Genomic DNA, 21,592 nt, shown 5'->3' with positions numbered 1-21,592 from the left:
CAGCAACTGAGAGAGGCTGCCGGTGCCGCGCACCATCATCCCCGACCGCCGCAGCGGACGCCTGGCCTGGAGCCTGGCTGCCATCGCGCTCCTGGCGGCGCTCGGCCTCGTCGTGATCGGGGCGCCTCGCATCGCCGGCCTTGCCACGACGGCCCAGCGCGCGCGTGACGCGGCGATCGCCGCCGATGCGCTGTTCGCCGGCCTGCTGAACGCGGAGACCGGCCAGCGCGGCTACCTGCTCACCGGGGAGGACAGCTACCTCGCGCCTTACCGCGATGCGCAGGGGACACTGGCTGGGGCGATGGCCGGCCTCACGGCGCAGAGCACCGAGTGGCCGGCCGACCAGCCTGTCGCGGCCGCGCTGAGGCAGCTTCTGGACACCGCCGCCGCCAAGCAGGCGGAACTCGACACCACGATCCGGCGCTTCGCGGAAGCGGGACGGGAAACGGCGGTCGAAGAAGTGCGTTCCGGCACCGGCAAGCGGCTGATGGACGAGGCGCGGGACCTGGTCGAGCGCATTCACGTCATCACCGACGTGCTGGCCGAGCGCTCGGCCGAGGAATCGGAGCAATTGCTGCGCTGGGGCGGCATGTCGGTCGTCGCCCTGCTCGCCATCGCTTTCGCCGCCGGCCTGCGCGGCCAGCGCATCGGCCGCGAGCGGGAGGCCGAGGTTGCCGCGCGGACGCGCTCCATCGTCGAGACCGCGCCGCTCGGCATCGCCATGCTGGATGCCCGGCTGTGCTTCCTCGTGGTGAATGAGGCGCTGGGGCAGGTGGTCGGCCGCCCAGCCGAGGAAATGCGCGGGCGGCGCGTGACGGAAGTGCTGCCGCCTGCCCTGGCGCCGGCCGTGCAGGGTCTGCTGGAGACGGCGCTCGCCCGCCCCGGCGCACCCACGGACGCGACGATCGACGGCCCCGGCAGCCCGCGCGAGCGGCAATCCTGGCACGGCATTGCCCGCGCCGATGCCGAGAAGGGGCGGGCGCCGCGGCTTGTCCTGCTGATGCAGGACATCACGACCCGCCGCGCCGCCGAGGCCGAGCGCCTGCTGCTGATCCGCGAGTTGAACCACCGCGTGAAGAACGTCATCGCGACCGTGCAGGGGCTCGCGAACCAGAGCTGGAGCGGGGCGGAGGGCGACGGCGAGCTGTTCCTCGACATGTTTGGCGCGAGGCTGCGCAGCCTTGCCGCCGCCCATGGGCTGCTGTTCGAATCCGCCTGGCAGAACGCACCACTGACCGAGGTGCTGCGCGTCGCCCTCGCTCCCTGGCTCGGCCAGGCCGAAGGCGGGCTGGTGGTGAACGGGGAAGCGGGGCCTGCACCGCTGCTCGGTACCAGCCAGGTGCTCAGCCTCGCCCTCGTACTGCACGAACTCGCGACGAACGCGGCGAAGTACGGAGCGCTGTCCATGCCGGGCGGCAAGGTCTCGCTCGATTGGCGCCACGAGGCCGATGGCGTCGTGCGGCTCACCTGGCACGAGGAAGGCGGCCCGCTCATCGCCGAGCCGCCATCCCGCGAAGGCTTCGGTTCCTTCCTGATCAGCCGCGCCTTCGACAGCGATGCCGTGCCCGGCGAGGTGACGCGGGAGTACACGTCCGGAGGCCTGGTCGCGACCTTCCGCTTCACGCCCGAGCAGACGGCGTGACGCTCGGCGGCCTGACGCTGTTCCTCGACGGCAGGAAGACCCGCGTGACCGGCGGCCCGTTCGACGGCCTACCGGACGGCGCGCGCGGCCTGTGCCTGGAAGCCAGCGCCCGCCGCGCCGGGTTGGCGGAATGGCGGCTCGACATCCCCGATTTCGGCGTGCCCGACGACGAGGCCCTCCGCACGGTGCTGCTGTCGATGCTCGCGGCCATGCGGGAGCGGCCGGCGGACGCCTACCACATCGGTTGCCGCGCGGGGCTCGGGCGGACGGGCCTGGCTCTCGCCTGCCTGGCGAAGCTCGCCGGGGCGGTCGAAGGCGATCCGGTCGCCTGGCTGCGGGCGCGATACGTCCCCGAGGCGATCGAGACCGAGGCGCAGGCGGCCTTCGTGCGGGGCTTCTGAGAGGGGCGTGCGCCCCTCTCGAACCGGAAGCGTGCTGCTACTTGCGTCGCGCGCCGACGATCACCCCGTCGTTCTCGAGCGAGGCGATCTCCGCCTCGCTGAACCCACGGGCAGCCAGCACTTCCCGGCCGTGCTGGTTAAAGCGCGGCGGTTCCGATCGCGCACCGCCCGGCGTGCGCGACAGCTTGATCGGCGTGTTCAGCGCGCGGAAATCGCCGATTTGCGCGACCATGTTGCGGAAGGCGGTGTGTTCCGCTGCCATCGCCTCGTCCACATGCAGCACCGGACCGGCGGGCAGGCCGGCGGCGAGCATCCGGCGGGTCAGGTCATGCCCGTCCTCGGAGGCGAAGCGCGCGTTCAGCACTTCGGTGAGCGCCGCCTTGTTGATCACGCGCTGGCCGTTGGTCGCGAAGCGCTCATCCTTCGCGATCTCGGGGATGCCGAGGAAGTCGCAGAACTTGCGGAAGGCGGGGTCGTTGCCGGCGGCGACGAAGATCTCGCAGGTCTTCGTCGTGAACTTGGAGTAGGGGGCCAGGTTCGGGTGCGGATTGCCCGTCGCCTTGGGGCGATTGCCCGACAGGAAGAAGTTGGCGGCATGCGGGTGCAGCAGCGCCATGCCGCAATCATGCAGCGTCATGTCGCAATACTGGCCGCGGCCGGAGCGCTCGCGCTCATGCAGCGCCATCAGGATGGCGATGGTGCTGAACAGGCCGGTCGCGATGTCCACGATCGGGTTGCCGAGGCGCGTTGGGCCGGAATCCTCGGTGCCGTTGATCGACATCAGCCCGACCATCGCCTGCAACACGGCATCATAGCCGGGGAAGCCGCCGAGCGGTCCCTCGCCGCCGAAGCCCGAGACGCGGCAATGGATCAGGCGCGGGAACTTCTTCGACAGCACCTGTTCGTAGCCGAGGCCCCACTTCTCCATGGACCCCGGCTTGAAGTTCTCGACGAGGATGTCGGCACCTTCCAGGAGGCGCATCAGCACCTCGCGCCCCGCCGGCTTCGACAGGTCGAGACCGACCGACCGCTTGTTGCGGTTCACGCCGACGAAATAGGAGGCATCGCCATCCGCGTTGAAGGGCGGGCCCCAGTCGCGGACCTCATCGCCCTGGGGCGGTTCCAGCTTGATGACCTCGGCGCCGTGGTCGGACAGCACCATGGTGCAGTAGGGACCGCCAAGGACGCGGGTCAGATCCACCACGCGCAGCCCGGCGAGCGCCCCGGCGGAAGGGGTGCGGGCAGGGCCCGTCGCTTCGGAGAGTTTCGGCGTGCCGTCCATGCTGGGGTTTCCTCGATCGTCCCGTTCGCGCTGGAAACTGCCCCAGGGCGGGTCGAAAGTCGATTGCGTTACGACGCCCCGCCGCCCGTCAGGCGAACAGCAGGTAGAGCGCCAGCCAGAGCAGCGCGACGGCGCCATAGGTCGCCGCGGCGAGGACCGGATAGCTGCACCAGGCGACGGCCGGCCGCGCGCCGCGGAACAGCGTCAGCCGCTGCCCCGCCGGCGGCGCGCGCCGCGATGGACGCTCGAGCAGCGCCGTGCCCGCGCCGCCACCCGGCTCCTGCGTGTCCAACTCCACCAGCACCTGCCCGTCGGACCCGGGCCGGACCAGGCGGACGCGGGCCGGGATGAAGGACGGCTGCAGGATCCCCAGCACACGCCACGCGAGCCACAGCAGCGTCAGCAGCAGGACGAAAGGCGATACGGCGACGAAGGCATGCACACCCTCAGGCCGCCGCGGCGTCGCTTCCCCAGACGCGGGCGCAGAAATCGGGATAGGTCTCGACCATTTCCGCCTTCACGGGGCCGCGCAGCAGGGCGTGCTCGGCCTCGGTGGGGTCCGGCGTGGCGGGGATGTCGCCCGTCGCGTCGAAATCGAAGCCGGTCGCGTCACGCACGCTGTCCACCGTCTCGCCGGGATGCAGCGATTCCAGCGAGAAGCGGGCGCGGTCCGGATGGAAGCGGAACACGCATTTGCCGGTGACGAGAGCTTGCGCCGTGCCACGGCGAAACACGCCCGGCGGCGAGACGCCGGGGGCGGAGATGTTGTCCACCTTCTCGACCAGGACGCGCGGGGAATGTTCCTCGCGGAACAGGATGGTGCGCGGCGTCATGAAGTACATGAAGGCGGAGCCGAAGCTGCCCGGGAAACGCACCGCGCGGCCCGGCCATTCACCCGTGCCGACGAGGTTGAGGTTCGCCTGCCCGTCGATCTGCCCGCCGCCGAGGAAGAACAGGTCGATCCGCCCCTGGCCGGTCAGGTCGAACAATTCCCGCGTGCCTTCGGTGAAGGGGTTGCCGGACCGCTTGTGCAGCAGGGAAAGCCGCACCGGATGGCCCATCAGCTTCACCAGCCAGCAGGCCGCGGCCGGGATGGGGGAGGCGGCGCCGACCGCGATGTGGCGTGCCGGCGGCGCATCGGGGTCCAGGATCAGCCGTGCCAGCGCGGCGGCGATGCGTTCTTCGGGCGCGATGGCGGTGTCCAGCCCGCTCACGGACGGGCTCATTCCGCGGCGACCTTCTGCGCGGTGCCGAACACCTCGCGGTCGAGCCAGGCGCGGAAGCCGTCCTCGGTCTTCGCGGCGCGAGCGTAGTCCGACACATAGGCCTGGTCGAAGCCGTACTCGTCGAGCAGCGCGGCCGGGCGTGCGCCGCGCTCGGCGATGGCGGTCGCGGTGATGTAGGTCGCGCTGATCGCGCCCGGCGCCATGCGCTCGTCCTCGAGGAAATTGCCGTCCACGACGCGCTCCACTGTGACCAGCGCGGCCTTCGACGCATGGGCGATCGTCGCGCATTCGCGGCGCCGGCCGAGCCAGACATTGCCCTCGCTGTCGGCAAGCGCGGCGTGGAAGACCGCGAAGTCCGGCTGCTTCGCCGGCAGCAGCACGATCGGATCGGCGCCGTACTGCCCGTCCTGCCCCTCCGCAGCGGGCGCGAAGGGGTTCGGGATGACCTTCCAATCCGGCCGGTTGGCGAGGATGTCCGACCCGATGATCCCGCGCAGCGGCATGAAGGGGATGCCCTTCTCGGCAGCCTGCAGCATTGAATGGATCGCCGGGCAGGTGGCGTCCCGCACCACGACGCTGCCTGCCTTCAGCGCGGCGGTGAAGCGCGGCGCGAAGCCCGCTTCGCCGAGCGAGACGGCGGAGGTCTCGATCTCGGCAACGCAGCCGGCACCGACCAGGATGTCCGTCGCGAAGCCCGAGACCGGCACGCCGAGCAGGCGGAGGTTGCGCGCCCCCTTGCGGATCAGTGCCTTGGCGAGCGCCACCGACGGCAGTGAATTGTCCGGCGGCATCGCCACCAGCGCCCCATCGGGCACCTGGGCGGCGAGCGCATCCACGGATGGCAGCATCATCGGGCAGTTCCTCCGGCGGGCGATGCTACAGGCTGGCTGGCGGAGTGACCAGAACGGCAGGGCTTGCGGGGCTGACCCCGCCATGGTGAGGAGAAGGGATGCCGCACGCCCCGAACGATCGCCGCAGTGCCGCGACGCTCCGCACGCCGCGCCTGATCCTGCGGCCGTGGCGGGAGGCGGATCTCGCCCCGCTGTTCGAGATCAACGGCGATGCCGACAGCATGCGCCACTTCCAGTCGATGATGACGCGCGCCGAAAGCGACGCCTGGGCCGCGCGGCTGCGCGCGCATTTCGACGAGCATGGCTGGGGCTTCTGGGCAGTCGAGGAAGACGGCGGCGCGCCCTTCGTGGGTGTGGTCGGGCTGCTTACCATTCCGTGGCAGGCGCGCTTCACGCCGGCGGTCGAGATCGGCTGGCGCATCCACCCACGCCATCGCCGGCGCGGCTTCGCCGAGGAAGCGGCCCGCGCGGCGCTGGATTTCGGCTTCGGCACGCTGCGGCTCGACGAGGTCGTCGCCTTCACCATCCCGGCCAACGAGCCGTCCTGGCGGTTGATGCAACGGCTCGGCATGCGGGCCGATGGCCACTTCGACCACCCGCGCCTGCCGGTGGACCACGCGATGCGCCAACACCTGCTCTATCGCCTGGCGGCCCCGGGGCGGTAGGATCAAGGACGACCATTCGCGAGACGGCAGGAGGATCCCGTGTCCCGCACCAAGACCATTGCCTATGTGACGATCTTCGGCCTGGCGGCGCTGCCCGCCATGGCGGCCTCGGTATCCACCGCCTGGGTGGAGCTGCGGTCAGCCAACCAGGACGAGTGCATCGATGTCGGCCAGCGCGCCGTGCAGGGGGTGGGCTTCCAGGCGAGCGTCTCGCAGGACCGCCAGACCGTGTTCGGTTGGCGCGGCGATGAGGCGCTGACCGTCCGCTGCATCGGGTCGCAGCGGGTGGCCGCGGTCTTCGCCTGGGTAAATGACCGGTCGAACGACAGCGCGCAGCTCGTCGAGGCCGTCACGAACGCCTATCGCAACCGGCAGCGGCCCGGCGGCGGCAACCTGACGGGCGGCGGCGGCGGCGGCAACTTCGGCGGTGGTGGCGGCAATCTCGGCGGCGGCACGCTGGGTGGTGGCGGTGGCGGGAACTTCGGCGGCGGCGGCAATTTCGGGGGCGGCGGCCCGGTGAAGTGACCGCTGCCGCTCGTGGCGCAGGCAGCCGGGCCCATCGAACGGGCAAGCAGCGCGTGAACAGGCCGGCGGCGGCGTCGCCCGGGGTTGCGCCGCACACCGCAGGCGCGCAGGTGTTGCTCGCTGTTTTTCATCATCAGGCGGCCAGGGCGTGCCCGGCCGGTAAGGGACCGTTTGCATGTCGGTGACGCGCCAGGAATTCCGTGATGCCATGGCGCGCCTGGGGGCTGCGGTGAACATCGTCACCACCGACGGGCCAGCCGGGCTCGGCGGGCTGACGGTCAGCGCCGTCTGCTCGGTGACTGACGATCCTCCGACGCTGCTGGTCTGCCTCAACCGCGGCAGCCCGCAGAACCGGCTGTTCAAGGACAACGGCGTGCTCTGCGTGAACAGCCTGGCGCCGGGGCAGGAGGAACTGTCGGGCCGCTTCGCCGGCCGCTCGGCGGAGGCCGACATGACCGAACGCTTCTCCCACGCGAGCTGGGGGCTGCTGGAGACGGGGTCGCCGGTGCTGGACGGGGCGGCTGTCTCCTTCGACTGCCGGATCGCCGAGGTGGTGGAGCGCGGGACGCACAGCGTGATCTTCGCCGAGGTCGTGGCCGTCCGGCAGGGTGCAGCGTCGCGCGGCCTGATCTGGTTCAGCCGCGACTATCACGCGATCGGCGCTGGGTGAGCGGGACAGCACCTCCTTTTGGGACAATGTGATCCAGCGCATTGCTCCCATGCGAAGGTCGCAAAGGCACCACAAATGGTTTGCACCCTATCCTTTCTTCGCAGGTGCAACCGAAGGAGCGTGCCCGAATGACTGAAGTGACGGTGGAACTGCCTGACACCCTCGCCGAGGAGATCGGCCGCCGGGCTGCTGCGCTCGGCATCACCACCGAGGCATGGGTATCGGCCGTCGTGCAGGACGTCGCCGCCGACCTGCCTGAGGAGACCTGCGAGGGTCCGGACTGCTGGATCGCCCGCTAGGTCCTGCCCACCGCGCCGGCGAAACGCCGGCCCCCTTTGCGGCCAGCGTGACGTTTCAGCCTCGACCCGACGAGCACCGCCGACGCGTCAGCCCGAAACCGGGCAAGGACGCGTCGTCCGTTTCAACGGGCGGGGCCTTGGCGTGATTCGTCATTTACTTAATTAAGCAGATGATGAATTATTAGCGCATGGAGAGCATCGCTGCCCTCGCCGACCCGACGCGCCGCGCCATCCTCGAAATGCTCGGGGAGGGGGATCGTCCTGCCGGTGCCATCGTCGCCCGCTTCGCCATCAGCGCCCCTGCCATCTCGCAGCATCTGAAGGTGCTGAAGACGGCGGGGTTAGTGCGTGTGCGGGTCGAGGGGCAGCGGCGCATCTACAGTCTCGACCCGTCGGGGCTGGAGGAGATCGAGGCCTGGACGCGCCGTGTCCGTCGTCACTGGGCGACGAGGCTCGACGCCCTGGAACAGGCGCTGGCTAACGATCGGGAGGACGATTTATGAGCGACTATGGCGACGTGACCGAGGCCGGCACTGTGCGGTTCCGACGGGTCCTGCCCGGCCCGGTCGAACGGGTCTGGGCCTTTCTGACGGAACCCGAAAAGCGCGCCACCTGGTTCGGCGGCGGCCCGATGGAATTGCGGGCCGGCGGCGCCGCGCGGATGCACATTCGCCACGCCAACCTGTCGCCCGGCGAAACGCCGCCGGAGAAGTACCGCAAGGCCAATGAAGGGATCGAGTTCGACTACTGCATCCTCGCCGCCGAGCCGCCGCGGCTGCTGGCCTTCACCTGGCCGGGCGAGGAGGGCACGCCAGATTCCGAAGTGACCATCACGCTGACCGAGCAGGGCGACCGCGTGCTGCTCGAACTGACGCATCGGCGCCTGGACCGCCCTGGCATGATCGACGTGTCGGGCGGCTGGCACATCCATCTGGACCTGCTGCGGGCAAAGCTGGAAGGAACGGCGGCGCCGGCCTTCTGGGCGAGCGTCGCACGCTACGAATCCGAATATCCGCAGCGAATCCCCTGAAACGCAGAAGGCCCCGGCGGTATCCCGCCGGAGCCTTCACATCGCGTGGCCGAGGCACGGCCCGCGAAACCCTGGTGACCTGCCGGTCAGTGACCGGCAGTGATCCGGGCCACGGGCGCGACTGCCCGATTGATGCGATGAGACACCGGATCACCTCCTTTCGGTTGTTGACGACGAAGACGCAATCTGGGGCGTCGATGTCGCCTTCGCAAGCGGAATGCGAGGGGAGCGTGCGCAAGTTCCTGCGCACGTTCCGGCGCGGTTACGACAGCTCGGCGTAGGCGCCGTTGCGCCAGACGTAGAAGACGTAGTCGGGCACGGTGACGTCGCCCTTCGCGTCGAAGCTGATCGGCCCGAGCACCGTCTGCCACGGGCCATCCGACTTGATCACCTGCGCGAGCCGGCGCGGATCGGTGCTGTTCGCCTTCTTCGCCGCGTCGGCGAAGATCTGGATCGCGGCGTAGGTGTAGAGCACGTAGCCCTCGGGATCGATGTTGCGCGCGCGGAAGCGCTGCACGACTTCCGCGGCCGTCGGGCGGCGGCGGGGGTCGGAGGAGAAGGTCATCAGCGTGCCTTCACCCGCCGCGCCGCTGATCTGCCAGAACTCGTTCGTCACCAGCGCGTCGCCGCCAATCAGGGTGACGTTCATCCCCTGCTCCTTGGCCTGGCGGATGATCAGGCCGCCTTCGGTATGGTAGCCGCCGAGGTAGATGACATCGATGTTCGCAGCCTTCATGCGGCTGACGATCGCGGTGTAGTCGCGCTCGCCCGGCGTGTAGGCGGCGTACATCGTCTCCTGCATGCCGCCGGCGTTCATCGCCTTCTTGGTCTCGTCCGCGAGGCCTTTGCCGTAGGCGGTGTTGTCGTGAAGGATCGCAACGCGCTTGCCGGCGAAGTTCTGCAGGATGTAGCGCCCGGCCACCTGGCCCTGCTGGTCGTCGCGCCCGCAGGTGCGGAAGGTGTTCCACTTGCCTTCGTCGGTGAAGCGCGGGTTGGTCGAGGCCGGGCTGATTTGCAGCACGCCTTCCTCGGCATAGACGTCGCGGGCGGGGATCGAGGAGCCGGAGCAGAAATGCCCGGCGACGAACTGCACGCGGCGGCTCGCGAGCTGGTTCGCGACGGACACAGCCTGGCGCGGGTCGCAGGCATCGTCGCCGATCTCGAGCACGAGCTGCCGGCCGAGCACGCCGCCGGCTGCGTTGATGTCCGTGACCGCCTGGGTTGCGCCTTCGCGCATCTGCGTCCCGAAGGCCGCGTATTGGCCGGTCATCGGGCCGGCCGTCGCGATGCGGATGGGGCCCGAGGCGCCCTGGGCGAAGGCGCCGCGCCCGGCCGCCAGCGTGCCTGCGCCGGCACCGAGCAGCAGCCTGCGTGTCAGCCTGGGAGACTTGAACATTCCGTGTTCCCTTCGTCGAAGCCGGCCGCCCGCAGCGTGATGGCGCAGGCGCCCCGTGCCGCAAGGTTAGGGCAGTTTTCGGTCGGCTGGGAATCATGTGATGCCCGCTGCAACCCTGTCGGCTGGCGTGATCTTGCGCACCGCGAACCATGCGGCGCTCTGGCATAGACTGTTTCGGCCTGATACCCTGTCTCGCGAACTTGCTTCGGGAGTTTTTTTGATGCGTTCCGCCCTTCGTCGACCGATCGCCAGCGTTACTGCTGCCGTCCTGCTTGCTGGCTGCGTCTCGACCCAGGCGGGCCGCATCGGCGTAGATGACGGGCGGGATGCGTGCCGGGCGTATGTCGTCCAGCTCGATTCGACCGGCGATTTCTATGGCGAGGACATTCTGCGCGGTGCGGCGATCGGCGCCGGCACCGGTGCGCTTGCGGGCGGCCTGCTGGCCGCGGCGACGGGGCGGCGCGGCAGCGACATCCTCGCCGGCGCCGCGATCGGCGCGGTGGCCGGCGGCGTCGTCGGCGGCACCGCCGGCTACATCACCGCGCGGCAGCGCCAGGCGCAGAATCAGTCGGCGCTGGTGCAGGCCGTCGGTGGCGACCTCCAGAACGAGAACCGCCAGCTCGCCGCGACGCAGCTCGCCTTCGACCAGGTCGTGGATTGCCGCGTGAATGCGGCGAACGGCATCCGCGCCGATGTGCGGGCGGGTCGCATCACCCAGGCGCAGGGCATGGCGCTGATGACCTATCAGCGCGACATGATGCGCCGCGACGTGGCGCTGGCCCGCACCATCAACGAGAAGATCGGCACCCGCGGCGCAGAATTCGACAGCGCCATCGAGACCATCGCGCCCGGCGTGAAGGGCCAGGTCCAGGCCCGCCGGGCCGTGAGCGTCCGCCCGACCACCGCGCGCGTGTCCGCGCCCATCCGCATCCGCCCCGACGCCGGTGCGGCCCAGGTGGGCCAGCTGAACCGCAACGAGTCCGTGAGCGTCACCCCGGCGCAGGGCAACTTCGCCCGCGTGGAGACCTCGTCCGGCGTGGTCGGATACGTGCCGGCGAGCTCGGTGGGCGTGCGCGGCCTCGGCTCGCCGGAGGCAAGCGTCGGCGGCCGCGGCGCGGATGGCGAGTTCCGCCAGCTCGCCGCGTCGAACATCGCGCGCCGCGACAACTTCTCGGAGAGCGTGCAGAACGCCGATCGTCTGGCGCAGGGCCAGGGCTTCGAACTGGCCAGCAGCTAACGCCATGGCCGGTCGCCGCCTGCTGCGGGCGCTGTGGCTCGCGGCGACTTGCTGCCTGTTCGTCCCCGCCTTCGCCCAGGCGCCGAACGAACCGCCGCAGCAGCCCTTCCTGCGGATCGAGGCCGGGGCGCATATCGCCCCGGTCGCGCGCCTTGCGACCGATGCGGCGGGCGGCACCCTCGCCACCGTCTCCGACGACAAGACGCTGCGGCTGTGGAACCTGCCGGAAGGCACGCAGCGGCTGGTGATCCGCCCGCCGATGGGGGCGGAGGCGGAGGGCGAGCTCTACGCCGTCGCGCTGACGCCGGATGGCGCGCGCGTCGCCGCCGCGGGCTTCACCGCGCGATCCTGGGACAGCAGCTTCGCGCTCTACATCTTCGATGCCGCCACCGGGCGGCTGCTTGCGCGCCTGCCCGGGCTGGCGGCGCCGGTGCAGCATTTGGCCTTCTCGGCGGACGGGACACGGCTCGCGGCCGCCCTCGGCGGGCGTGCCGGCATCAAGGTCTGGGATGCCCGAAACGGCCGGCTGCAATTCGAGGACACGGCCTTCACCGGCCCCGCCCGCATGGTGGCCTTCGACCGCACGGGGCGGCTCGCCGCGAGTTCGGCGGACGGGTCGGTGCGGCTCTACGCACCGGACGGGCGGCGGCTGGCGCAGCGGACGCCGGTGCAGGGCGCGCGGCCCTATGGCATTGCCTTTTCGCCCGAGGGCTCGCTGCTCGTCCTGGGCTTCGAGGACCGGCTGCGCGTCGAAGTGCTGTCCACCGCCGACCTTCGCACCGTGTTGGTGCCGGATGTCGCGGGGCTGGCGGGCGAGGGGCTTCCCGCCGTCGCCTGGGCGCATGACGGACGGGGCGGGCTGCAGCTCTATGCCAGCGGCTATGCGCGGCATACCCGGGCGCCGGCGCCGCAGGGCGGCACGCGCGTCGCACCGCCGGCCAATGCGCCCCAACAGCAGCCGGCGGGGCCGGCCTCGTCATCCTCCTCCTCAGCGCCGGCTCCCGGCAGCCGCGGGCTGGTGGTGCGGCAGCAGCAGCCGTCGGCGGAGGCGATGCTGGACCCGGCGCTGGTCTCCCCGCCAGACACGCAGCGCGAGTTCCTGATCCGACGCTGGGCGGATTTCGGCTTTGGCGCGGCCACCGACATCCCGGCGGCGCGTGACGCGATTTCCCACATGCTGCCCCTGCCGCAGGGCGGGCTTGTCTATGCCGCGGCCGATCCGGGCTGGGGGCGCATCGCGCCCGAGGGAACGCTGGCCGCCGCGCCACGGCCGCCGGGTGGGGATTTCCGCAATACCGGCGTGACGCTGGCGCTGTCGGCCGACGGGACGCAGGTGCAGTTCAGCCTGCGCGCGAATGGCGTGCCTGTCGTCTTCGACCCGCTGACCGGCAGCCTGAGTGCCTGGCGGGGCGAGGGCGGCTTCGCCACCGCGCGTACGGAGACTCCGCGCATCCGTGTGCTGGACTGGCGCAATTCCAACCGCCCGCGGCTGAACAACGTGCCGTTGCGCCTGGGTGAGGGCGAGTTCGCCCGCAGCCTCGCGATCCTGGTGCGGGAGGACGGGTTCCTGCTCGGCACCGACACGCATATCCGGCTGTTCGATGCGCAGGGGCGGCTGGTCGATTCCATCCCGACGCCGGGCGCCGTGTGGGGGCTGACGGTGGCAGGCGACATGGGCATCGCCGCGCTCGGCGATGGCACCATCCGCTGGTACCGCTTCGAGGCTGGTGCGCTGCGCGAGCAGGCGGCGCTGTTCGTCCACGCCGAGACGCTGCGTTGGGCGCTGTGGACGCCGGAGGGGCTATTCGACCACGGCGCCAATGGCGGGCAGGAGATGGTCGGTGTCCATCTCAATGGCGGGCGGAACCAGACGCCGGAATGGGCGTCCTTCCAGCAGGCTTATCGCGCGCTGTATGCGCCGCGGGCGGTGCGAGCGCGCATCGCGGGGGATTTCCAGGCGGCGCAGGAACGCCTTGCGCAGCTTGGTGAAGTGCGCAGCCGCATCGGCCGATTGCCCTCCCTGGCGCCGGGGTCGCTCTGCGTCGTGGTGGGCGGGGATTGCCGCGAGCTGGCATGGGATGCGCGGGCGCTGCCCGAGGGTTCCACGGCGCTGCGCATGAGCTTCACGGCAACGGATCGCGGCCTGGGATTCGGGCCGCTCGACGTGCTGGTGAATGACCGCATCGCGGCGCGGGCGGAGCCATCGGCGGGAGATACCGCCGTCGAGGTGCCGCTCGACCCCGGCAGCAACCGCATCGTGACGCGGCTCTATGGCAGCGACGGCACGCTGTTCGCCGAAGGCCCGACGATGGCGCTGCGCCGCCCGGGCGAACCCGATGCGCCGCAGGGCGCGGGGCGCCTGGTGGTGCTGGCGATCGGCGTGAACGACTATGCCAATTCGGAGCTGAACCTACGCTACGCCGAGCCGGATGCGCGCTCAGTCGGCGATGTGCTGCGTGCCGCCGGCGGTGGGCTGTTCCGCGACGTGGACCTGCGCTTCCTGCCGAGTTCGCGCGCCACGCGCCAGGGCGTGCTGGAGGCGCTGGCCGCTGTCGCGCGGGACACTGGGCCGGCGGATACCTTCATCCTGTATCTGGCGGGGCACGGCATCGTCTCGCAGCCCGGCAACCACTTCCTGTTCCTGCCGTCGGATGTGCGGGACACGAGCAACTTCCAGGTGCTGCGGCAGCAATCGCTGGACGACACGACGCTGGTCGCGGCCCTCGCACGCATCCGGGCACGCGACGCCTTCATCCTGATCGACACCTGCTATGCCGGTCAGATCGACATCGACCAGCTCGCCGCGATCGGCAACGACACCGGTCGCTTCCTGCTCGCGGCGTCGTCCTCGGTGCAGGAAGCGCTGGATTCCTACGACGACCGCAACGGCGTCTTCGCCTACGCCCTGATGGAGGGGCTGCGCGGGCGTGCGGCCGTCGATGCGGAAGGGCGGGTGACCGCGCTGGCGCTCGGCGAATGGGTGATGCGGCGCGTGCCGCAGCTCGCGCGTGAGAAGGGGCACCAGCAGAATGCGGTGTTCCGCGCGGCGCAGCGGGACCTCAGGTCCTTCCCGCTGGCGGTGGTGCAGCGGTAGCGGGCGCCGGGTCGGGTTCGGTTGCGACGCAGCCGCCGCCGGCGCGGGTGAAGGACATCACGCGGTCGGCGCGGATCTCGAAGGTCACGCGGCACGGTGGTGGCGGCGCGTAGCCCGGATAGCCGAGACCCCAGCCCCAGCCCCAGCCGCCCGCATAGGGCCCCCGCCAGCCGAAGCCGCCAAGGCCGATGCCCATGGTGGGTGCAGGCGTCGGCGCACTGGTACCAAGGCGTTCGTATTGCAGGAAGCGGCGGCCTTCCGGCGTCGTGAAGTCGCTGTCGGGGACACCGATGCGTTGCACAAGGTCGCCGACCGGCAGGCCCACGAGAGACTGCATTCGTGCATCGAAGCCGGCCTGGCTGGCGCAGGCGCCGAGCATCAGTCCGGCGAGGAGAGTCACCTTGCGCATGCATTGAGAATGGGATGCGAGTGCGGCGGTTTCTAGGCGGCCTCGCCGGCGGCCCAGCCGCTCGACCAGGCCCACTGGAAATTGTAGCCGCCGAGCCAGCCCGTGACGTCCACGGCTTCGCCGATCACGAACAGGCCGGGGACGGCCGTGGCGGCCATGGTCTTGGATGAAAGCGCGGCGGTGTCGATGCCGCCCAGCGTCACCTCGGCCTTGGCGTAGCCCTCGGTGCCGGCGGGCTCCAACCGCCAGGACCGCAGCAGCGCGCCAAGCGCCTTCAGCGCTGCGTCGCCGAGCTCGCCCATGATGCGCGGCGGCAGATGGGACGCAGCCATGGACTGGGCGAGACGCTGCGGCAGCCAGTCGGCGAGGATGGTGCGGGGTTCCGCCTTTGGCCGCGCGCGCTTCGCCGAAAGCAGCAATGTCGTCGCGTCCTGCCCGGGCAGCAGGTCGATGGTCATGGGCCCGCCGGGTTGCCAGTAGGAGGAGGCCTGGAGGATCGCCGGGCCGGACAGGCCGCGATGAGTGAACAGCATCGCCTCGGGGAAGGCGGCGCGGCCGGCGCGCGCGACCACGGGCAGGGCGACCCCGGCGAGGGGGCGCATCAGGTCCAGCGCGCTGCCGTCGAAGGTGAGCGGCACCAATCCTGGCGCCGGTGTCACGATCGGCAACCCGAAGCGGCGCGCGACGTCATGCGCGAAGCCCGTCGCGCCCATCTTCGGGATGGACAGGCCGCCGGTCGCCAGCACCAGCGATTCCGCGCGGAAGGTGCCGTGGTCGGTGGCGATGGTGAAGCGGTCGGCGCGCGCGACGTCGGTGACGCGGTGCCGCAGGCGCAGATCGACGCCGGCGGCCTCGCATTCCGCCAGCAGCATCTGCACGATCTGCCGCGCCGATCCGTCGCAGAACAATTGGCCGAGCGTCTTCTCGTGGAAGGCGATGCCGTGCTTGCGCACCAATGCGATGAAGTCGTGCTGCGTGAAGCGCGCCAGCGCGGAGCGCGCGAAATGCCGGTTCGCCGAGATGAAGCGGTCCGGCACGCAGCCGGTATTCGTGAAGTTGCAGCGCCCGCCGCCGGAGATCAGGATCTTCTTGCCCGGCTCCTCCGCATGGTCCAGCAGCAACACGCGCCGCCCGCGCTGCCCCGCCCGCATCGCGGCGAACAGCCCGGCCGCGCCGGCGCCGAGCACCACCACATCGAAATCGCTCACGCCGCGGCTGCGCTCCGGCCCGCCATGTCCCGGCCAACCGCCTCCGCCACGCGGATGCCGTCCACGGCGGCGGAGAAGATGCCGCCTGCATACCCGGCGCCTTCGCCGGCCGGGTACAGGCCGACGGTGTTCACGCTGTGGAAATCCGCGCCGCGGCGGATGCGGATGGGGGAGGAGGTGCGCGTCTCCACCCCCGTCATCACCGCATCCTCCATGTCGAAGCCGCGGATCTGGCGGCCGAATTCGGGCAGCGCCTCGCGGATCGCGGCGACGGCGAAATCGGGCAGGCAGCGCGCGAGATCGGTCGGGGTCACCCCCGGCTTGTAGGACGGCACGACGTCGCCGAGCGCGGTGGAGGGATGTCCCGCCAGGAAATCCCCCACGCGCTGCGCGGGTGCGCTGTAGTCGCCGCCGCCGGCGATGAAGGCCTGTTCCTCCCAGTGGCGCTGGAAGGCGATGCCGGCGAGCGGATGGCCGGGATAGTCGCGCTCCGGCGTGATGCCCACCACGATGCCGGCATTCGCGTTGCGTTCGGCGCGCGAATACTGGCTCATCCCGTTCGTCACGACGCGGCCCGGTTCCGATGTTGCGGCGACGACCGTGCCGCCGGGGCACATGCAGAAGGAATAGACGTCGCGCCCCGTCCGACCGTGATGCACCAGCTTGTAGTCCGCAGCGCCGAGGATCGGGTTCTTCTCGAGATCCCCGAAGCGGGCGCGGTCGATGATGGATTGCGGGTGCTCGATGCGCACGCCGATGGAAAAGGGCTTGGCCTCGACGAGGACGCCGCGGTCGTGCAGCGTCTGGAACGTGTCGCGGGACGAATGGCCGATCGCCAGCACGACGTGGTCGGTCTCGATGGTCTCGCCGGCTTCGGTGACGACACCGCGGATCATGCCGCGATCGATGAGGAAATCCGTCACCTTCGTGCCGAAGCGGTACTCGCCGCCCAATGCGGTGATCTTCTCGCGCAGGGATTCCACCATCGTCACCAGGCGGAAGGTGCCGATATGCGGCTTCGCCACATACAGGATCTCCTCCGGCGCGCCGGCCGCGACGAACTCGGTCAGCACCTTCCGCGTCACCGCCTCCGGCGCCTTGATGCCGGAATAGAGCTTGCCGTCCGAGAAGGTGCCGGCACCGCCTTCGCCGAACTGCACGTTGCTCTCGGGCGTCAGCTCGCGCCGCCGCCACAGCGCCCAGGTGTCCTTGGTGCGTTCGCGCACCACCTTGCCGCGGTCGAGGATGATCGGGCGAAAGCCCATCTCGGCGAGGATCAGAGCGGCGAGCAGGCCGCAGGGGCCGGTGCCGATGACGACCGGACGCTTCCATCCGCCCGACGGCGCGCGGGCGACGTGCCGGTAGGTCGTGTCCGGCGTGAGGCCGAGCGTGCGCGCCAGCACCTTGTCCCGCGCTGCGTGGCGCAGCAGGGCGGCCTCGTCGGCGACCTCGATATCGACGGAATAGACGAGGATGATGTTCGACCGCTTGCGGGCATCCCAGGCCCGACGCGCGATGTGCATGGCGCGAAGCTCGTCGCCGCGCAGGCCGAGGCGCGCGCGCACCGCCGCTTCGAGCGCGTCGGGCGGGTGGTCGAGCGGGAGCTTCAGTTCGGTCAGGCGCAGCATGAGGGGCGTATAGCACGCGTTGGTTCTTGGACGATGTGCGCAGGTGGCGACCGCACAGGGCCTTGTTCCTCTTTGGACCTCTCCTCATCGGGGAATGGTGCGTGAGAGCCGGCGGTGGTCTTCCGACTGCCCGTCGCGCACGGCGCCAGGTCAAGGTTTCCAAAGGCCTTTCGGCCTTTGGCGGGGAGGGTTCGGGAGGGGCGGAGCTCCTCCCGTCTCCGTCAGTGCCCGCCGCCGAGGTAGGCGTCGCGCACCTCCGGCATCGCCAGCAGTTCCCGTCCCGCGCCGCGCAGCGTGATCCGCCCGTTCACCAGCACGTAACCGCGATGTGCCAGCCGCAGCGCCTGGTTCGCGTTCTGCTCCACCAGCAGAACGGTCAGGCCTTCCTTCTCGTTCAGCTCGCGAATGGCGGCGAAGATCTGGCGTACGATCAGGGGTGCGAGGCCGAGGGAGGGCTCATCCAGCAGCAGCAGCCGCGGCTTCGACATCAGCGCGCGGCCGATGGCCAGCATCTGCTGCTCGCCGCCGGACAGCGTGCCGCCGCGCTGCGTCTGGCGCTCCTGCAGCCGGGGGAACAGGGCAAAGACCTGGTGCAGCAGTGGCGCCGGGTCGTGGCCCGCGACTTGCGCGCCCATCAGCAGGTTCTCCAGCACAGACATGCGCGGGAAGACCCGGCGGCCTTCCGGCACCTGGGCGAGGCCGAGGCGCATGATCTCGTGCGTCGGCAGGCGGGTGATGTCGCGGCCTTCGAAGACCACCTGGCCGGTGCGCGCGCGCGGGTCGCCGCAGATCGTCATCAGCAGGGTGGATTTGCCGGCGCCGTTCGCGCCGACGAGGGTGACGATCTCCCCCTGCGCGACCTCGATCGACACATCGCGCAGCGCCTGCACCGCGCCGTAGCCCGTGGAGACGGCATCGACCCTCAGCATTCGTCGTCGCCCTCGCCGAGATAGGCCGCGATGACGCGAGGATCGGCGCGGACCTCGGCGGGCGTGCCGTCGGCGATCTTGCGGCCGTGGTCGAGGACGACCACGCGGTTGGAGATGCCCATCACCACGCCCATGTCGTGTTCGATCAGCAGCAGCGAGCAGCCGCCGTCGCGGATGCCGCGCAGCAGGGTGGAGAGTTCCTCCGATTCCCGAGGGTTCAGCCCCGCGGCCGGCTCGTCGAGGCACAACAGGACAGGATCGGTGCACATGGCGCGCGCGATCTCGAGCCGCCGCTGCTGGCCATAGGGCAGGGCACCGGCGGGGTCGTCCGCGCGGGCGATCAGCGCGGTGCGTTCCAGCCAGTGGACCGCCCTGGCGATCGCGGCCTTCTCCGCCCGGCGATAGGATGGCGCACCGAGCAGTGCACCGATGCCGAAGCCGGTGGCTGCCATCAGCGTGTTGTGCTGCGCGACGAGCAGGTTCTCCAGCGCCGTCATGCCCGGAAACAGCCGGATGTTCTGGAAGGTGCGGGCGACGCCCGCACGGGCGATGCGATGGCCGGCGAGGCGGTGCAGGTCGACCGGCGCGCCGTCCCGCTGCAGGCGCAGCGCGCCACCGCTGGGGCGGTAGAACCCGGTGATGCAGTTGAACAGCGTCGTCTTGCCGGCCCCGTTCGGACCGATGATCGCGGTGATGTCGCCGTGATGCGCCGTGAAGGATACGGCATCGACGGCGACCAGGCCGCCGAAGCGCATGGTGAGGTTCTCGGCTTGCAGGATCGGCGCGGCCATCAGCCATGGCCCTCGGCGACGTGCTCGGCGCTGATCATGCGCCGCTCGCCCAGCGCGACCGAGGGCGTGCGGTGGCCGACCAGCCCACGCGGGCGCAGCACCATGATCATCACCATGACGAGGCCGAAGACGAGCATCCGCCATTCGTCGAGGTCGCGGAACACCTCGAACCCGCCGATCATCACCAGTGCGGCGATGGCGATGCCGATCTGGCTGCCCATGCCGCCGAGCACGACGATGGCGAGGATGATCGCGCTCTCGATGAAGGTGAAGGATTCCGGGCTGATGAAGCCCTGCCGCGTGGCGAAGAAGGATCCGGCGATGCCGGCGAACATGGCACCCAGCGCGAAAGCGGTCAGCTTCGTCGTGGTGATGTTGATGCCGAGGGCGCGGCAGGCGATCTCATCCTCCCGCAGTGCTTCCCAGGCACGGCCGAGGGGCTGGCGCCGCAGGCGGATGCTGATGACGTTCGTGATCAGCGCGAGCGCGAGGATGAGGTAGTAGAGGAAGATCACGCGATGCGAGGGTGAGGGCTCGAGGCCGAAAAAATCGGCGAAGGAGCCAGGCCCGCCGCCGGCGCTGAAGGTCAGGCCAAAGAAGGTCGGGCGCGGGATGCCGCTGACGCCGTTCGGCCCGTTGGTCAGGCTGACCCAGTTCAGCAGCACGATGCGGATGATCTCGCCGAAGGCCAGCGTGACGATGGCGAGGTAGTCGCCGCGCAGCCGCAGCACCGGGAAGCCCAGCAGGATGCCCCAGAAGGCGGCCAGGATGCCGGCAAGCGGCAGGCAGACCCAGAAGGACAGGCCGAAGGTGGTGGCGAGCAACGCGTAGGAATAGGCGCCAACCGCATAGAAGGCGACGTAGCCGAGGTCGAGAAGGCCGGCGAGCCCGACTACGATGTTCAGCCCCCAGCCGAGCATGACGTAGGTGAGCACGAGGATGCCGAGGTCGAGTTCATAGCGGCCCGTGCCGGGCATGAAGGGCAGCAGCACGGCGACGGCAAGCAGCAGCGGCGCGACCAGCCTGCCGGCGCGGCGGATCGCCTCCGCGCGGGCCGTCGATTGCGGGCGCGGTTCGCCGCGCGCGGCGCGCCAGGCCAGCAGCGCAAGCCGCCCCGCGAAGGCGAGGCCGACCAGGATTGCCACATCCCCCCAGCGCTGCCGCAGCACCAATGCGCCGCTCGGCCCGACATCGGTCCGCAGGCCGACCATCGGCGCGAACAGGCCGAAAGCCACCAGTGCCGTCAGCACCGCATCCTTCAGCGCCTGTGGCATCATACCTTCTCGACCTCGGCCCGGCCGAGCAGGCCGGTCGGCATGAAGATCAGCACGATGGCAAGGATCGAGAAGGCCGCGACATCCTTGTATTCCACGCTGAAATAGGCGGACCAGAAGGTCTCGATCAGCCCGATCAGCAATCCGCCCAGCACTGCGCCGGGCAGTGACCCGATGCCGCCGAGCACCGCCGCGGTGAAGGCTTTCACCCCGGCGAGGAAGCCGATGTAGAAGTCGATCACGCCATAGCGGAACAGGTACATCGTGCCCGCCACGGCGGCGAGCGACGCGCCGATGACGAAGGTCAGGCTGATCGTGCGGTCGGTGTCGATGCCGAGCAGCGAGGCCATCTTGCGGTCCTGCTCGCAGGCGCGCATCGCGCGGCCGAGCGGCGTTCGCGTGACCAGCCAGGTGAACACCGCGAGCACGCCCAGCGTCAGCGCGATGATCAGCATCTGCATGTAGGAGAACTGCACGACGAAGGATTCCGCGCGCAGCACGGTGACGCCGCCGGGCAGCACGGAGTCGATCGGCTTCACCCGCGCGCCCTGCGCGACCTGCACGTAGTTCTGCAGCACGATCGACATGCCGATCGCCGAGATCAGCGGCGCGAGGCGGAAGGAGCCGCGCAGCGGGCGGTAGGCAACGCGTTCGACCGTCCAGCCATACAGCGCGGTGACGCACATCGAGACGAGCAACACGATGAGGATCGCCGCAGGGCCATCCATGATGCCACCTGAGATCAGCATCACGACGGAGATCAGCGCGATGAAGGCGCCGATCATGAAGATATCGCCATGGGCGAAGTTGATCATCCCGATGATGCCGTAGACCATCGTGTAGCCCACGGCGATCAGCCCGTAGATCATCCCGAGGCTGATCCCGTTGATCAGCTGTTGCAGCGCATAGGCCACGGGCCCCCCAACTTCTTTCCCAGCGAAGGGACGCTAGGGCAGGGATGCCGAGGCCGGAAGCGGATTCGCGCTCTGCAACTTGATTCCATGCATGGCGTTCGTTCCGTGAAGACGAGACACG

General features: G+C 70.2%; 22 protein-coding genes. 10 read left to right on the top strand and 12 right to left on the bottom strand.

The window, feature by feature from the left end:
• Nucleotides 1–22 precede the first annotated feature (22 nt).
• Entirely contained in the window at nucleotides 23–1,642 is a 1,620-nt protein-coding gene (locus GXW78_RS12605) for a sensor histidine kinase (protein ID WP_211869168.1), read from the top strand.
• Nucleotides 1,639–2,043 (top strand): protein-tyrosine phosphatase family protein, encoded by a 405-nt coding sequence (locus GXW78_RS12600; protein ID WP_211869167.1) that lies wholly within the window; start codon nucleotides 1,639–1,641, stop codon nucleotides 2,041–2,043. The genes GXW78_RS12605 and GXW78_RS12600 overlap by 4 nt, the downstream gene beginning before the upstream one ends.
• A gap of 37 nt (nucleotides 2,044–2,080) precedes the next feature.
• Here GXW78_RS12600 and GXW78_RS12595 read toward each other — a convergent pair whose 3' ends face one another.
• The 4 genes from GXW78_RS12595 to GXW78_RS12580 form a co-directional block, all read right to left on the bottom strand.
• A complete protein-coding gene (locus GXW78_RS12595; protein ID WP_211869166.1) occupies nucleotides 2,081–3,325 on the bottom strand; it encodes a CaiB/BaiF CoA transferase family protein in 1,245 nt (414 codons plus the stop codon).
• Nucleotides 3,326–3,413: 88 nt separating this feature from the next.
• Entirely contained in the window at nucleotides 3,414–3,767 is a 354-nt protein-coding gene (locus GXW78_RS12590; protein WP_211869165.1) for a hypothetical protein, read from the bottom strand.
• A gap of 4 nt (nucleotides 3,768–3,771) precedes the next feature.
• Complete coding sequence (locus tag GXW78_RS12585; RefSeq protein WP_338147741.1) at nucleotides 3,772–4,539, bottom strand: CoA-transferase; 768 nt, start codon at nucleotides 4,537–4,539, stop codon at nucleotides 3,772–3,774.
• Nucleotides 4,540–4,547: 8 nt separating this feature from the next.
• Nucleotides 4,548–5,402: a CoA transferase subunit A gene (locus tag GXW78_RS12580; RefSeq protein WP_211869163.1), complete on the bottom strand. Its 855-nt coding sequence runs from the start codon at nucleotides 5,400–5,402 to the stop codon at nucleotides 4,548–4,550.
• Nucleotides 5,403–5,500: 98 nt separating this feature from the next.
• Here GXW78_RS12580 and GXW78_RS12575 point away from each other — a divergent pair, with 98 nt between their 5' ends.
• The 6 genes from GXW78_RS12575 to GXW78_RS12550 all read left to right on the top strand — a co-directional run bounded on the left by GXW78_RS12575 (nucleotide 5,501) and on the right by GXW78_RS12550 (nucleotide 8,591).
• Nucleotides 5,501–6,067 carry a GNAT family N-acetyltransferase gene (locus GXW78_RS12575; protein WP_211869162.1) on the top strand — a complete coding sequence of 189 codons (567 nt, stop codon included), beginning with the start codon at nucleotides 5,501–5,503 and terminating at the stop codon, nucleotides 6,065–6,067.
• A gap of 39 nt (nucleotides 6,068–6,106) precedes the next feature.
• Entirely contained in the window at nucleotides 6,107–6,592 is a 486-nt protein-coding gene (locus tag GXW78_RS12570) for a hypothetical protein (protein ID WP_211869161.1), read from the top strand.
• A 175-nt stretch (nucleotides 6,593–6,767) separates the two neighbouring features.
• Complete coding sequence (locus tag GXW78_RS12565) at nucleotides 6,768–7,262, top strand: flavin reductase (RefSeq protein ID WP_211869160.1); 495 nt, start codon at nucleotides 6,768–6,770, stop codon at nucleotides 7,260–7,262.
• Between the two features lie 128 nt (nucleotides 7,263–7,390).
• Nucleotides 7,391–7,561 (top strand): hypothetical protein, encoded by a 171-nt coding sequence (locus GXW78_RS12560; RefSeq protein WP_211869159.1) that lies wholly within the window; start codon nucleotides 7,391–7,393, stop codon nucleotides 7,559–7,561.
• Between the two features lie 188 nt (nucleotides 7,562–7,749).
• Entirely contained in the window at nucleotides 7,750–8,064 is a 315-nt protein-coding gene (locus GXW78_RS12555; protein WP_211869158.1) for a metalloregulator ArsR/SmtB family transcription factor, read from the top strand.
• Nucleotides 8,061–8,591, top strand: coding sequence for an SRPBCC family protein (locus GXW78_RS12550; RefSeq protein WP_211869157.1), 531 nt, complete (start codon nucleotides 8,061–8,063; stop codon nucleotides 8,589–8,591). Before GXW78_RS12555 ends, GXW78_RS12550 begins: the two co-directional genes overlap by 4 nt.
• A 262-nt stretch (nucleotides 8,592–8,853) precedes the next feature.
• On the opposite strand, the gene GXW78_RS12545 is transcribed toward GXW78_RS12550, so the two are convergent.
• Nucleotides 8,854–9,987: a branched-chain amino acid ABC transporter substrate-binding protein gene (locus GXW78_RS12545; RefSeq protein ID WP_211869156.1), complete on the bottom strand. Its 1,134-nt coding sequence runs from the start codon at nucleotides 9,985–9,987 to the stop codon at nucleotides 8,854–8,856.
• A gap of 220 nt (nucleotides 9,988–10,207) precedes the next feature.
• Between GXW78_RS12545 and GXW78_RS12540 the strand changes: the two genes are divergently transcribed.
• Both GXW78_RS12540 and GXW78_RS12535 read left to right on the top strand, forming a co-directional pair.
• On the top strand, nucleotides 10,208–11,224 hold the full coding sequence (locus tag GXW78_RS12540; RefSeq protein ID WP_211869155.1) for an SH3 domain-containing protein: 1,017 nt from the start codon (nucleotides 10,208–10,210) through the stop codon (nucleotides 11,222–11,224).
• Nucleotides 11,225–11,228: 4 nt separating this feature from the next.
• Entirely contained in the window at nucleotides 11,229–14,318 is a 3,090-nt protein-coding gene (locus tag GXW78_RS12535) for a caspase family protein (RefSeq protein WP_211869154.1), read from the top strand.
• On the opposite strand, the gene GXW78_RS12530 is transcribed toward GXW78_RS12535, so the two are convergent.
• The 7 genes from GXW78_RS12530 to GXW78_RS12500 form a co-directional block, all read right to left on the bottom strand.
• The gene (locus GXW78_RS12530; protein ID WP_211869153.1) at nucleotides 14,284–14,727 is read right to left on the bottom strand and encodes a hypothetical protein; all 444 of its coding nucleotides are present in this window, start codon (nucleotides 14,725–14,727) and stop codon (nucleotides 14,284–14,286) included. The two genes, GXW78_RS12535 and GXW78_RS12530, sit on opposite strands and share 35 nt — an antisense overlap.
• A 32-nt stretch (nucleotides 14,728–14,759) precedes the next feature.
• Nucleotides 14,760–15,935, bottom strand: coding sequence for a BaiN/RdsA family NAD(P)/FAD-dependent oxidoreductase (locus GXW78_RS12525; RefSeq protein WP_211869152.1), 1,176 nt, complete (start codon nucleotides 15,933–15,935; stop codon nucleotides 14,760–14,762).
• Entirely contained in the window at nucleotides 15,932–17,563 is a 1,632-nt protein-coding gene (locus GXW78_RS12520) for an NAD(P)/FAD-dependent oxidoreductase (protein WP_211869151.1), read from the bottom strand. The genes GXW78_RS12525 and GXW78_RS12520 overlap by 4 nt, the downstream gene beginning before the upstream one ends.
• 221 nt (nucleotides 17,564–17,784) lie before the next feature.
• The gene (locus tag GXW78_RS12515) at nucleotides 17,785–18,492 is read right to left on the bottom strand and encodes an ABC transporter ATP-binding protein (RefSeq protein WP_211869150.1); all 708 of its coding nucleotides are present in this window, start codon (nucleotides 18,490–18,492) and stop codon (nucleotides 17,785–17,787) included.
• Complete coding sequence (locus GXW78_RS12510; protein WP_211869149.1) at nucleotides 18,486–19,283, bottom strand: ABC transporter ATP-binding protein; 798 nt, start codon at nucleotides 19,281–19,283, stop codon at nucleotides 18,486–18,488. The genes GXW78_RS12515 and GXW78_RS12510 overlap by 7 nt, the downstream gene beginning before the upstream one ends.
• Complete coding sequence (livM, locus tag GXW78_RS12505) at nucleotides 19,283–20,560, bottom strand: high-affinity branched-chain amino acid ABC transporter permease LivM (protein WP_456307081.1); 1,278 nt, start codon at nucleotides 20,558–20,560, stop codon at nucleotides 19,283–19,285. Before livM ends, GXW78_RS12510 begins: the two co-directional genes overlap by 1 nt.
• Nucleotides 20,557–21,471, bottom strand: a complete 915-nt coding sequence (locus GXW78_RS12500; RefSeq protein WP_211869148.1) for an ABC transporter permease subunit — start codon at nucleotides 21,469–21,471, stop codon at nucleotides 20,557–20,559. The genes livM and GXW78_RS12500 overlap by 4 nt, the downstream gene beginning before the upstream one ends.
• Between the last annotated feature and the right edge of the window lie 121 nt (nucleotides 21,472–21,592).

The sequence above is a fragment of the Neoroseomonas terrae genome, from assembly GCF_018129025.1.
GTDB classification, from domain to species: domain Bacteria; phylum Pseudomonadota; class Alphaproteobacteria; order Acetobacterales; family Acetobacteraceae; genus Neoroseomonas; species Neoroseomonas terrae.
This window is presented reverse-complemented; position numbering and strand designations above follow the sequence as displayed.

Excerpts from the sequence above, each read along its gene's own strand:
- GXW78_RS12555 (WP_211869158.1), top strand. The coding sequence starts at position 7,750 with ATGGAGAGCATCGCTGCCCTCGCCGACCCGACGCGCCGCGCCATCCTC.
- livM (WP_456307081.1), bottom strand. The coding sequence starts at position 20,560 with ATGATGCCACAGGCGCTGAAGGATGCGGTGCTGACGGCACTGGTGGCT.
- GXW78_RS12575 (WP_211869162.1), top strand. The coding sequence starts at position 5,501 with ATGCCGCACGCCCCGAACGATCGCCGCAGTGCCGCGACGCTCCGCACG.
- GXW78_RS12520 (WP_211869151.1), bottom strand. The coding sequence starts at position 17,563 with ATGCTGCGCCTGACCGAACTGAAGCTCCCGCTCGACCACCCGCCCGAC.
- GXW78_RS12595 (WP_211869166.1), bottom strand. The coding sequence starts at position 3,325 with ATGGACGGCACGCCGAAACTCTCCGAAGCGACGGGCCCTGCCCGCACC.
- GXW78_RS12540 (WP_211869155.1), top strand. The coding sequence starts at position 10,208 with ATGCGTTCCGCCCTTCGTCGACCGATCGCCAGCGTTACTGCTGCCGTC.
- GXW78_RS12515 (WP_211869150.1), bottom strand. The coding sequence starts at position 18,492 with ATGCTGAGGGTCGATGCCGTCTCCACGGGCTACGGCGCGGTGCAGGCG.
- GXW78_RS12545 (WP_211869156.1), bottom strand. The coding sequence starts at position 9,987 with ATGTTCAAGTCTCCCAGGCTGACACGCAGGCTGCTGCTCGGTGCCGGC.
- GXW78_RS12550 (WP_211869157.1), top strand. The coding sequence starts at position 8,061 with ATGAGCGACTATGGCGACGTGACCGAGGCCGGCACTGTGCGGTTCCGA.
- GXW78_RS12510 (WP_211869149.1), bottom strand. The coding sequence starts at position 19,283 with ATGGCCGCGCCGATCCTGCAAGCCGAGAACCTCACCATGCGCTTCGGC.
- GXW78_RS12565 (WP_211869160.1), top strand. The coding sequence starts at position 6,768 with ATGTCGGTGACGCGCCAGGAATTCCGTGATGCCATGGCGCGCCTGGGG.
- GXW78_RS12580 (WP_211869163.1), bottom strand. The coding sequence starts at position 5,402 with ATGATGCTGCCATCCGTGGATGCGCTCGCCGCCCAGGTGCCCGATGGG.
- GXW78_RS12535 (WP_211869154.1), top strand. The coding sequence starts at position 11,229 with ATGGCCGGTCGCCGCCTGCTGCGGGCGCTGTGGCTCGCGGCGACTTGC.
- GXW78_RS12560 (WP_211869159.1), top strand. The coding sequence starts at position 7,391 with ATGACTGAAGTGACGGTGGAACTGCCTGACACCCTCGCCGAGGAGATC.
- GXW78_RS12530 (WP_211869153.1), bottom strand. The coding sequence starts at position 14,727 with ATGCGCAAGGTGACTCTCCTCGCCGGACTGATGCTCGGCGCCTGCGCC.